The following is a 12,354-nucleotide window of genomic DNA, read 5'->3' as shown; positions in this document are numbered from 1 at the left end:
GCCACTCAATCAGGACTTGAATGTTCTAAGGTTTGCAACATAGCAAGCCGCAGCGGAACCACCTCTAAGATACTGACTACTTTCAAAATCGTCAGGGTTCATTGCGCCAGACTGGACACAAGTTTGCCCATAATAAAATTCTAAGAGCGACTTAGTGTCTTCTAAGCTGGCAATCTTATTGTCAGAAATTTCATATTCATCTAAGACACTTGCTGGAATATAACTGATGCAATAGCCGTAGGCATTGTTAGGTGAGCGCACCTTGGCAGGGTGTTTATAAAATGCGATGTAAAGGTTGTCTTCATCAGGGTTTTGCCCCAATTGATACAGTCTGTTTTCTGGCACTTCTTGTAAACCGTCACGCGCGTCACTTGTTAGCGGCTTGTCTCGCTTTAATTTGCTATCGGGCTTTAAGTTTAACAAATCTAGGCGATTCAGTGTGATACGGCGGAGGTCAATAAAGTACCCAGGTTTTTTTTGTGGGTGTGAGCTAGGTTGATTTTCTAAATTCCAATCAATGACTTTGGTCACGTTAGGACCGGCTAAGTTGAGTGGAAAGCTGCCGTTTTTATCATCTGTAAAGAAGTACTTTCTTTTGTCTGCATTTCGAGTGATTGACTCAATGATTACGCTTTCATTGGCGTAATCCTCGTATTCAAGGTGCGCAATCTTTCCATTAGCGCGCAATATGAAAATATCATTCATGGACTCGATGGCGGTTTTTTCTGGTGTATCTGACATAGTGTTTCCTTTTACTACTTAAATAAATTGATGTGATTTAGACAGAACGGACAGCTCCATAAGGTATGTGTGTCGATTATCTCTACTGGAATGAGTGAGATTTTCGAGGCAGCTTTCAATGTCACTTGGTAATTGTGCTTGGTGCTGGTTTAACAAGCAGGTTGCTAGCATTGATATATCTGGTGAGCATTCATTAGCAACACTGTCGTCGACTAGACAAATTGCCATTGCATGAAGGTGAGAAAGCCATAGGAACGGGAATTGAGTCGAGGGGGTGTTCCATATATTTAAACACTGATCGAGATATGTATTGGAAAGGCTAATATCTCCTTCTCTATAGCTGCACCATGATAGGTTTGCGAGAGCAGCGGCGACGTAGTCGTGCATTGATGCGCTCTCGGATAAGCTCAGCGAATGGGCGGCGAACTCGCGTGTTTTTTGAGTATTTCCCATCAACCGATAAGCAACGGCTAAATAGGTGTAACACCGAGTTTGAAGAACTTTATCGTGCAGGCGCTCTGCGTACTTTAATGCCTCTTCCAAATAGACCAAAGCAGGCTCGATATCTTGAAGGTGGCACAAACAAAAACCACGGTTAAATAGAGCATTGGCAATAAGGGGTTCATGCCCACTCAGCTTGGCTGCTTCTAATCCTTTTTGTGCTATCTCCAATTGGTTGTTATCGAGAACGTATCGCTGTGTGCGTAGGTAAAAGAGAAGTAAGTTGTTGTAGTGCGCCGATATCTGCTCATGGTCCGACAACGCTAACACGATAGGCTCTACCTCTGAGTGGATAGCGTGCATGTTCTCGGTGTTTCCTAGCCAATACTGAACATATAATTCGGCATTTTTCAGATCCAGCCAGGTTTGCCACCATTCCGATTGAGTTGGTTCTGGAGAATGTTCGAGTTGCTGGAGCGTAATTTTTGCTCTCTGGTAGTAGTCCAATGCTTGCTGGTGTTCGTTGACGACTTCGTGGGTTTTTCCTTGCGCTAGCTGAGTTTTGGCTAGTACTAAATGGTGATGATTGATCTGATAGATAACGGATAAATCTTCAAAAATCTCACGTGACTCTGTGTGCTGCCCATCGAGCACTAAGTTGGACGCATAACCTTCCAATATCCTGACTTTAAGCTGAGCTTGCTCCTGAGTTTCGTCGCAGGAGAGACAGAGAGGCAGCGCCGCTTGGTACAACGTGATGGCGTCTTCAACGGCGTAAATGGCGGAGGCGCCCTCAGCCGCTTTTTCGTACCACCAGCTTGCCTCAAAGTGTTTTTCGGCTCGATTAAAGTGCAGGGCAATTTGGTGGCTAACCAATCTGTCTGGTTTTTCGAATAATGAAGCCATGCCGCGTGCAACTTGTAAGTGCATATCGGGACGGGTTTGTGCTGGTATGGTGTCGTAACTCACTTCTTGAATTAAGGCGTGTTTAAAAAGGTATCGATCACCTTCTACATTTCTTTGTTGAATAATGATTTGATTTTCGAGAAGCGCTTCAAGATCGTTTTGGACTTGAAGGCGACTTAGTAAAGACACCTCTGTGAGTATCTGATAATCAAACTCTCGCCCCAGTGTTGCGGCGAGTTGCAGTGTATCCTTAGCGTAGGTCAGCCCATCAATTTTGTTTTGAATCGACTCTCGCAGTGTCAGCGGGATTTGGAGCGTTTTTTCTGAATCTTTAAAAGAGACTTTTCCATCAATGACGTGAGTTAATTCGTGTTTCTTTAGCATTTGTACCAGCTCTTCGATAAAAAGCGGTACGCCATCCGTCCGAGTGAGAAGAACTTGGTTTACCTCTTCAGATACCAGAGCACCATCAAAGAGGGTAGATATGAATTGGTGAGTATCCGGTGTCTGCAGAGGTGCTAATTGCATCGAAGTGATGTCGCATTCCTCTAGACATTCTTGAAGTGGAGAACGCGATGTCATGAGCAATGTTTTATCTGTGCCAGCATTTTGTGCGATGAGGTAATGGATAAACTCTAACGTCATTGGATCTGCCCAATGCGTGTCCTCAACTACATAAAGGGTCGCCTCTGGATTTGACTGTTGCAGAAGACAGTTGAGACCTTCAAACAGCAGCGATTTGTGTACGGATGGGTCGATGTTTGAGAGCGTCTTTTTTTGGGAAGACTCTATGCTTAACCAAGCAAAAAGCAACGTGGTGATTTCGTCTTTTTGTCCTGTTACTTTCCCCTTCTGAATCAACTCGGCCAGCCGTTCACCACTATCTCGGGTATGCCTGAACAATGTGTGTTTGAGAAAAGCCAAAATGGGAAACAGAGCATTGGATTTGTGCTCCGGCAAGCACTGAAAAATCAAGTGGGGTCGATTTTGGTGAAACTCATGAACTAACCTTGATTTCCCAATTCCCGCCTCTCCTTGAAGGTGAATAGCAGGTGTTGTTTGATTTGTGGTGAGTGTTTTCAGCTGGCTCACTTCCAGTGAACGACCAACCATGGAACGTTGGTTGCGCGTACCCCGAAGGAACCCAAATGCTTCGAGAGTTCGTTCAGACTTCAGTGCGACATGCGCTATGTTTTCAGACGCTGTGGCCGTCTCTTCAAAATGATAAAAAGATTGCAGTAAGGTTTCGCTATCGCTAGAACAGAGAATGTTTCTGTCTTCTGCTAATCGCACCAAATCAGTGACAATATGGTTCGAGAGTCCATCAGGCACTTGATTATTTCTAACCAAATATTGATCGCTATGAATGGCTATATGAAACTGGAATCGATACCCGTATTGCTGCCGAATGTAAGAATCTTGTTGATTGGCTAGGCTGATGATCTCCAGTGCAGTACGCGCCGCAAATCGTGTGTCATTGTCGCTGGCAACAGGGTAGCCGAAATAGAAAAGGGACAAATCGCTTAAGTTGCCAACGTGAAACCCACCGTATCGCTTGGCAATATCAATGCATTTATTGCGCGTCGATTGGAATACAGCCTCGATGATGTCGGCGTGTTCCGATTTACCCTCAATGCTTATAGCGCTAATGCGCAATGCTAGCGAAGCTATCTGTTTTTTGTGTGAAGAATCGACTTGGACCGCTGGAAAGTGTGTCGAGTCATCTTGCCTTAGCGCAACGGTTATCTCTTCACTTGACTCGTTTTTTTGAATAGGGCAGCTTTGAATGAGATTGGTGTGAATTCGACCGACCAAATTGCTGACGATCATACTATCGAGTTGGTTGTAAGTTTCTTCAGCGCTTACGGTTCGTTCACTGACTCGTTTTTGTAAAACTTGCCGCAGCAAACTCCCAAGAGGATGAGACAACAACTCCTTAGGCACAGGAATAGGCGTATCGCTTAGGTGTTGGTGGTAAGTCTCAGCAATGCCTCCCCCTTTTACGGCTGGCGAGCCCGTCAGGCATTCAATGAAGACCAAGCCCCACATATAGAGATCGGAGCTAAAGGTAACGGCTTCTCCCCGTAATTGTTCCGGCGCACAATAAGTTGGTGTGCCCAGTGTTTCTTGGTCTAGCGTGAGCGTTTGGTAACTGGATGTTCTATTTTCAAACGCTTGTGTACTGATGCCAAAATCGAGCAATTTGGCATGAAGCTTGGCGCCGTTGTGAGACAGCATGATATTTGAAGGCTTGATATCGCGATGGATAACGCCACATTGATGTGCATGAACAAGGGCATCTAAAACCTGAAGCATGATGGAGCGGGTGCTTTCGATATCAAGTGCACCGTAGGTATGAAGGTGCTCGTTCAGCGGTGTGCCTTCCACATATTCAAACACACTGTAGATACAGCTTGTCGCGACGCTTCCCTTATCCAAAAGCCGCACAATATTGGGGTGGCTAAATTGACTAACAAACTGGCTCTCGCGATCAAAGCGCGCGATTTCTCGTTGTCTTTTTTGTTCGTTGAACCCCGTGTCTAGTTGCAAAAACTTTATCGCAACGCTTTGTTCGGTATTCAAATATTTGGCTTTATAGACGGAACCAAAACCGCCTTCGCCAATCTTGTGTTCTAATTCGTACCCTTTTGCAGACAATGCCTGCCGGATTTCTAGATTAGGTAACATAACGGGGCATATCGGCTTAGCTTTCGAATTTGCGATTGTGGGTTAGCTTTCATTCTTTCCGCTTTTCACTATGTCTATGTTGGCGGTATTTAAACGAACTTCGCCTCCTTGAAGCTGTAAGATTTGGCAAGCATCTATGCCGCTAAAGCTGGCTGTATCTCTTAAGCGAGTACGCAATCGATGAAGGCGTATTCGGGTATTTTCAGGTTCGATGCCGAGTGAATTGGAGAGCTCATTCAAATTCACCCATCCGCAATGAGCAGGTTCATACCCTTGCGCGCGATCAGAATTAGATTGTCTAGCCAAACAAAGGAACAAATAGAGTTGGTTGTATAGACGGTGCCCACCAATGGTTGCCGTGTGTTCAGAATCATTAATCGATAACTGAATTTCTTCTTCATCACTGGAAACATTTATGTGGAACGTCAAATCTTCAATGGTTCGCACTACCGGACGGTTCTGGCAGGTTTTTTCTTCTATGCGGTTGGTTTGAAGTGTGTATTCTCCACCATCAATGTGAATGGTGTCGCCATCATAAACTTTGGTGCTTTCCCAGTTGTCGCCAACCAATGTTTCTAGATACCAAATCCCATTTTCACAGTAGAGAGAAAGCTGCTTGGAGAGTTTGGTGAACGGCTTATTCAAGCAAATGGAAGGAAGAGACTTGGAATTAATCAGCATATCGCTTGGTTCATCGCTCGATACCAATGTGAAAGCATCACCAGCCTTTGAAGATAAAGCGATCTTATCGTTTTTCTGTAGAGCGACGGTTTGGTCTTTAGTGATTCTTTTACTGTTTACCCAAACACCATTTGTGCTTTTATCTTGAATGTACCAACCGTTTTCTTGCCAAAACATGACGGCATGTATTCGAGATATATCGTTTCGTGATAATGGCGTATGGCAATCTTTTGAACGACCAATCGTGTGGTACTGCCTTAAATAGATGCTGTCACCCGAAGATGAATTCAGTATCCCTCCATGAAAATAGACGCTTTCTGATAATGGAGAGGCTGATGCACTATCGGATGTAGATGGTTTCTGATCGAATGATTGAGCTTTATGATTGATCGACATGAGTATGTATCCAGACAGTATCTTATGAATGTATATCGATTCAGTTTTATAAGGATAATACGCATATAGTTTTATGAATGACAACGGTTATTAGTACGTAGTGTAACCATTTGCAAAAATAATGAGTGCCGTTTCACTATATTGCAATGAATATCTTAGATGTGTGAAAGCAAAAAATAAGGTTATCTATTGCAACAGGTGAGCTGTTTACTCATTTAACTCTATTAGCATCCTCTCTGCTTCTTCAATATCATTGAACCAAGCGTCTAACCTCGAACCATCAATATGCAATGCCCGCCCTCTGATACTTTGCTTTAGATCTTCTTTTGGATAAATGACTGCACGAAGGCTATCCGATCCAAGTTCAGCTTTTTTGGCTACCATAACTCCCGCCTTTCGGCATAACATATGGTTATATTGACCGTTGTGTGCAGATACGGAGTATTGTTCGAATTGATCTACTTTGTCGTACCACTGAAAAAGGGTTTCTTTTAATTGATAGAGTTCTTTCTGAGTCCGTTCTAAATGAGAAGATAACTTGTGATTTAATACTGTACTGTATTTAAACAATTCGCTTTCAACTGAGTTTAAATACTCATTTTGGATCAAACCAGATAACTCTACATCATACTGGAAGATATCTCTCAAATTCTCATCTCGGAAGCTTGACTTAGATTCGATCCAAAATTCGGACAGACTATCATCAAGGCTTTGTTCTAATGCGATTATTTCATGTGTGAGGTTGTCGGTTGAGTGGACTTTTTTCGACTGCTTATGAAGTAAAAAGAATGAAACAGCCAAAGTACCAAGTACTAATAAATTAATTGCGTGTGGAGGGCTAATTATGTCCACAACTATAGCAAGACTAGTGGCAACCGAAAGAGTCACCCCTCCTTTCACTAAGTTTTGTATCTTCTTTGATTTTTTAAGGTTTGTTTGTAAGATACTTTTTTCTCTTTCAGCCTCTTCTCTGGATTTGATTATTTGGCGGCTTTGAGCAATGATATTTTTTGCATCAGCCTGTTCATTTTGGAAGTGTTCAGCAATAGATTGGTATGAATTTCTTTCTGCTTTCAGTTTACTGTATTCATTAAGCATATGTAAGGAAGCATAGTGTAGCGCTTTGTATTTATACCAAATAAGCTGGGAGGCGAATAAAGCACCTTCAAAGGAATTATCGTTGAGGTTTAGCGGGTGAAGCATTCGAGGAGTGTAGGTAAATTGGGTAGATACCCACTCTTGCGTTTCGTTGGTTGAATTATAGGTTTTCGTAAGAAAAGCTTTCCACTTTTTTAGCAAACAGTGGTTCACTTGCGCAAAGCTAGTGGGGTATTGCTCTTCAAACTTTTTGCAGACGATCAAAAAATGGGAGAGTTTAGCTTTTTGGATGGCTCCCAAGTCATTGGTTGCACCCTCAACCCAAAAGCTGCTGGGCGACTTCTCAAGCTGTTGTAGGCATAGCTCAGCTCTATATTCATAGGAGTCATAGGTTTTAAATGTTGTTGTTGATTCCTCAAAATATTGTTTTGCTTTATCAATGTTACCAGATTTGTTAGCAGCAATAGCCATGTGAGTGAAGCATAAGGAATGAAGTAGTGTTTCATCACTATCTAACATGCTAAGAGCTCGCTCATTGATGGCGAAACATTTTTTTAATTGTTCATCACGGTTTCCGTAAATCGCATACAGTCGACCCAACCAAAAGCAGCTAAAAAAATCGGAACCGAATTCGTCTATTACTCTTTGTAAATTTTTAATAGCTTCTTCAACGTGCCCAAAATTTAGGCTTTCATAAGCCCAATTTTTGCGTTGAGCAATGTCGGCCGATAGTGGGCTAACTTGATGTTTTAGTTGTTCCCGCCTATAAACTTTACGTAATTGAGTAGATATTTGTTCTGGCAATTTGTCTAAATGTTCCAATGGGAATCCGGAGACATTTAATACGCCATGAGAAAGAGAAAACTTGTCATTTTCCCCTAGTGTTTTCCAGATATCACCTTCTAGAGCTTGAGTAATTTTTCGGGCGATTACCTCTGGATCTTCGCTTGCAATAGTACCGACAGTTACATGGCTTGAAAGCAAATGATAGATACGGGATATATCGGGTCGCATTCTATTGGAGTGTTGGTACTCATCGCCGATCATGAATGCGAAAATATCTACATCATCTTCAATTGCTTGTTCTATTTCCAGCTCAATATAGGTTTTTTCCTCTACCTTACTACCAACATCCTGTCCAAGTATGCAAACGAGATAGCGACTATTGCTTACATGCTGCAAGCTGTTTTCTAGTGGTGCGCTTTTATAAGCTTCAAGTCGAGCAAGATGATGGGGTCTAAGACCACACCTTTGCAATGTAACTGATTCACCCACTCGCTTTGTAACGTGCTCAACAAGAGGCTTAAACTCAGAAAATGAGAACGAGAAGAAGATATTATCCATTAACTGTCCTTGGTATTAACATTTTGACAGTTCTGATATTGTAATTTTTGAGAACATCAGAACTCGGTTCCTTTGCATCAGGCATCATTTACCGCTTTACAGACTGAGTCAAACTTAAACGACATTGTCCAAGAGGCACCTACGCCATATATTTCACTAGGGGCAGCGTTACCGCGATCTGTTTTTACAGCGACAATCCTTTTCTTAAGCTTCACTGCTTTTTCAATCTCCCATTTTACCCAGTCACTTTTGTAGGTATCTTTACCTACAATACATAAGAAATAATGGGCATTGTTTATTTTTGCGGAGATAGCACGCTTGATAATGGTAGCGTCGGTGCTATTAACCGAAACATCGGCAGAGTGGTCGTGGAAACCAAATTTAAACTGACCATTTGCATCCCAAGCCAATAGTAAGTTTTTATAATGGCGATCATTGTCGTAGCTGATAAACTTCGCCATTACTTGCAGCTCCGATTGTAGGTGAATCGCTCTCTAGGATTTAGTATCCAAGATTTGTGAGTATCTCTACGTTCAAATGCGTCATCAATGGCATTGAATAGGGTATCTTTTCTCGTTGGGTAGTCGATTACTCTAGCATAGCAATCGAGTTGTTCGTTATTTTGTAGCAAATTTAGGTTAAGGCGATCGGGGTATCCTTCTCCAGTATAGCTAGGTAGCTTAATACCTAATAACCCATTAGGCTTTGATAGCGATGTATTTTTTAAAGAAGATTGGATTTCCCAGTCAACGTATTTTCTTGCCCACGTATATTGTCCGAGCATAATTAAAGTTACTGTGGAGCTGCTTAAATAAAGTTCTCGAATACGGCGCATTATGTAGTCTGGGTTATTACTATCAATAATATCTCCAGGCATCTCTTCACCGATGCCACGCGCAATGAATATATTACGCTCATGGTCAAAGGTGCTGATAAAGTCATTGACTTCGTTGGCGTCTTCTTTGTGATAGGAGATAAAGCATTTATGTCTAGCCATAATGGATCTCCTTTATCACTTCTTTCGATTTTTTGAAGGTATCAACTTCCCAATCTAAAGGACTTTCTTTAATGAAAAATTGTTCATATTTAGAGGCTTCAGTTGTATCTTTTAATGCGAAGTAGCAGTTAGAAAGTGAGGCGTATATCCACTTTTTATCCAAGCGGTTATCGAAATCACCAACTTCAACCAGATCAGTTAAGTTGCCAATTATGCGTTTACGAGTCTGTTTTGCTTCGTAACAGCAGTAGGTCTCTTCCTCATCGTGTTGTGTATTCAAGGCCTTTTCATCTAAGCAAAGTGCATAGTTTTCACCATTATAGTAATCATCAGTGATCTTAAAACACTTGCCGTAATATTCGATAGCTCTATCCAGACTCGATGCTTCTTTTGTCACCCACCACATATTTTTGTAGATGGCGCCTGTGATCCCTAGAGTTTCCGGATCATTGGTGCTCTGATTGTCAGGTGTGAGTTTACTGATGATAGTTAAGGCATCGATTAGTGCAGTGATATCTTGAGGGTTACTTTTGTAACGAGATAATGCCCATTGCTGGATAAAGTAAGGTTCAGATACAGAAGAATTACTAGCTTTTTCCCAGAACTTAACAGCCTGCTCAAAATTGTTACTCCGCATCATCTGCGTAGCTTTTTCAACCAAAGCAAACAGCAGTTTCTCTTTTTCTGCTAAGTCATCAATGAGCTGGACATACTCGCTCTTCGGAAGAATTGGTGGCTTAATGTCATTAATAAATTCATATAATGGGCTATCAACCTGATTCTGTTCAGTAACTGTTGTTATCAATTCTATAAGGTGTTGCTTACAGCGTTCAGCTTCATCAACACCAATATCTTCACCGAGATGTGAGTACATACACATTCGATTATGATCTAAATCGAATGGAATTTTACCATTCTTCTCTTTGAGGATAATCGTAGAATATGGTCTTACACCATGGCGGATACCTAGTTCATAGATAGCGTTCGGATTGAAAGTAGTGATGTCTGCGACAACTAGATCTGCTTGCATAAGCAACGCGTACATACTTTTATCAATAAGACCTGAGTCAAGTACTTCATCAGCACGGACACATTCATAACCAGATGCCGTAACTGCTGGACGAATAATGTTTTTGTAGGTTTTATCTAGGTCGTAGGTTTTACCTAAGTCAGGATCGCTTTTTTTGCCAAATCCCATGATGACAAAACAGATTTTGGTTTGATTTTTCATCTTATGGTCAATTTTATCGATAAGGTGTGGAAGAAAAAATTATTTTATATGAGTTTTGTTGTATTTATTTTGATGTATGTAAAACTATGAGAGAGAAAATGAATGGGTGTATGTTTCAGTAATGCGTCCAAGGTTGTATGAAAGAATATTTTATGATTGTAGTGAGCATTTGGGTATGCCCAGCATTATAATTTCGAGATTTGCTCTGGGTAATATCTAAGAAAATTAATGAGGACTCTGTCAGAAAAGTGAGCTGTTACCTAAATTTGTTTTAGTTTCTGAATTATTAATGTAGTTTTGCCGACCATATAAAATAAAAACACCTGAACTGTGAAGTGACCCCATAAAGTTGGTTGTCCAATTTTGAGGGCAGTTCAGGTGTTTTTTAAATAGAGTCTTTCCGTTACTGGTGGGTGTAAAAGAGTTTGTTATCTCATAGTAACAAACTCTTCCGAGCCCGTTGGGTGGATAGCCACCACGCTGTCGAAGTCTTCTTTAGTTGCGCCCATCTTCATGGCGACGCCGAAGCCTTGAATCATTTCGTCTACCGCGAAACCGATGCCGTGTAAGCCAACGACTTTTTCATCGTCGCCTGCACAAACCAGTTTCATTTTGCATGGTTGACGATGCTGAGTAACCGCTGTGTACATGGCCGTGAAGCCCGAGGTGTACACTTTAACGTTCTCTTCGCCGTATTGATCAATGGCTTCTTTCTCGGTTAAGCCAATGGTGCCAATTGGTGGATGGCTGAATACCACGGTAGGCACGAGGTTGTAATCCATTTTTGCGTTTGGCTTGTTGTTGAACAAACGCTCAGACAACTGGCGACCTGCTTTAACCGCTACAGGTGTTAGTTCGATACCGCCTTCCATGATGTCGCCTACACAGTAAATACCATCAACGTTGGTTTGCTGGTATTCGTCTACTTTGATGTAGCCGTAATCGGTGGTTTCAACACCTGTTGATGCAAGGTTGATAGCATCAGTAGCAGGGTGACGACCGATCGCCCAGATTAGGGTGTCGACATTTTGGCTACGACCGCTTTCGAAATGCAGTGTTAGGCTGCCATCGTCTTCTTTTACGACTTCTTTTGGAACTGAATTCGTATGAAGTGTTGGACCTTCTGCTTCCATCACTTCCATTAGCGTTTCAACGATAAGCGGGTCAAAGCTGCGAAGTGGTGACTCTTTACGCACAAACAGATGCGTTTCCGTGCCCAGTGCGTTAAGTACGCCTGCGATTTCAACGGCAATGTAGCCTGCACCCACAACCGCTACGCGTTTTGGCTGCTCTTCAAGGTCGAAAAAGCCATTGGAGTCGATGCCGTATTCAGCGCCAGGAATGTTAGGGATAGTCGGGCGGCCGCCTACTGCAATCAGAATGTGGTCTGCAGTGTAATGCTCGCCGTTCACTTCTACTGTCTTCGCATCAACAAACTTAGCAAAGCCTCTAATCACATTGACTTTGTTGTTGCCCAATACGCGGTCGTAAGACTGATGAATACGGCCAATGTAAGCTTGACGGTTTTCAACCAGCTTACTCCAATTAAACCCTTTTACATCAACATCGAAGCCATAGTCTTCAGCATACAGATTCATTGCTTCTGCGACTTGAGCGCCATGCCACATCACTTTCTTTGGAACGCAACCTACGTTTACGCACGTACCGCCAAGATCTTGAGCTTCAATGAGCGCGACTTTGGCACCATACATCGATGCACGGTTTGCAGAGGCAATGCCGCCGCTGCCGCCGCCGATGCAAATATAATCAAAATGTGTTGCCATGACTTTCTCCGATTATTGTTTCATTTATTATTGGGTTGCGCTCTGAA

8 protein-coding genes are annotated in these 12,354 nt (G+C 42.3%); all 8 read right to left on the bottom strand.

What is annotated here, in order from left to right:
- Positions 1-9: 9 nt before the first annotated feature.
- Positions 10-741: a hypothetical protein gene (locus tag VPNCDNU1_RS10280; RefSeq protein ID WP_104400243.1), complete on the bottom strand. Its 732-nt coding sequence runs from the start codon at positions 739-741 to the stop codon at positions 10-12.
- A gap of 18 nt (positions 742-759) precedes the next feature.
- Entirely contained in the window at positions 760-4,776 is a 4,017-nt protein-coding gene (locus tag VPNCDNU1_RS10275; protein ID WP_104400242.1) for a TOMM system kinase/cyclase fusion protein, read from the bottom strand.
- A gap of 42 nt (positions 4,777-4,818) precedes the next feature.
- Complete coding sequence (locus VPNCDNU1_RS10270; RefSeq protein WP_104400241.1) at positions 4,819-5,853, bottom strand: FHA domain-containing protein; 1,035 nt, start codon at positions 5,851-5,853, stop codon at positions 4,819-4,821.
- Between the two features lie 207 nt (positions 5,854-6,060).
- Positions 6,061-8,295 carry a tetratricopeptide repeat protein gene (locus VPNCDNU1_RS10265; protein ID WP_104400240.1) on the bottom strand — a complete coding sequence of 745 codons (2,235 nt, stop codon included), beginning with the start codon at positions 8,293-8,295 and terminating at the stop codon, positions 6,061-6,063.
- Positions 8,296-8,372: 77 nt separating this feature from the next.
- On the bottom strand, positions 8,373-8,756 hold the full coding sequence (locus VPNCDNU1_RS10260; protein ID WP_104400239.1) for a TIR domain-containing protein: 384 nt from the start codon (positions 8,754-8,756) through the stop codon (positions 8,373-8,375).
- Positions 8,756-9,292, bottom strand: a complete 537-nt coding sequence (locus tag VPNCDNU1_RS10255) for a TIR domain-containing protein (RefSeq protein WP_104400238.1) — start codon at positions 9,290-9,292, stop codon at positions 8,756-8,758. The genes VPNCDNU1_RS10260 and VPNCDNU1_RS10255 overlap by 1 nt, the downstream gene beginning before the upstream one ends.
- The gene (locus VPNCDNU1_RS10250; RefSeq protein ID WP_104400237.1) at positions 9,285-10,523 is read right to left on the bottom strand and encodes a TRAFs-binding domain-containing protein; all 1,239 of its coding nucleotides are present in this window, start codon (positions 10,521-10,523) and stop codon (positions 9,285-9,287) included. The genes VPNCDNU1_RS10255 and VPNCDNU1_RS10250 overlap by 8 nt, the downstream gene beginning before the upstream one ends.
- A 428-nt stretch (positions 10,524-10,951) precedes the next feature.
- Positions 10,952-12,307 carry a glutathione-disulfide reductase gene (gene gorA / locus VPNCDNU1_RS10245; RefSeq protein ID WP_104400236.1) on the bottom strand — a complete coding sequence of 452 codons (1,356 nt, stop codon included), beginning with the start codon at positions 12,305-12,307 and terminating at the stop codon, positions 10,952-10,954.
- Between the last annotated feature and the right edge of the window lie 47 nt (positions 12,308-12,354).

This window comes from Vibrio penaeicida (assembly GCF_002933855.1).
GTDB classification, from domain to species: domain Bacteria; phylum Pseudomonadota; class Gammaproteobacteria; order Enterobacterales; family Vibrionaceae; genus Vibrio; species Vibrio penaeicida_A.
This window is presented reverse-complemented; position numbering and strand designations above follow the sequence as displayed.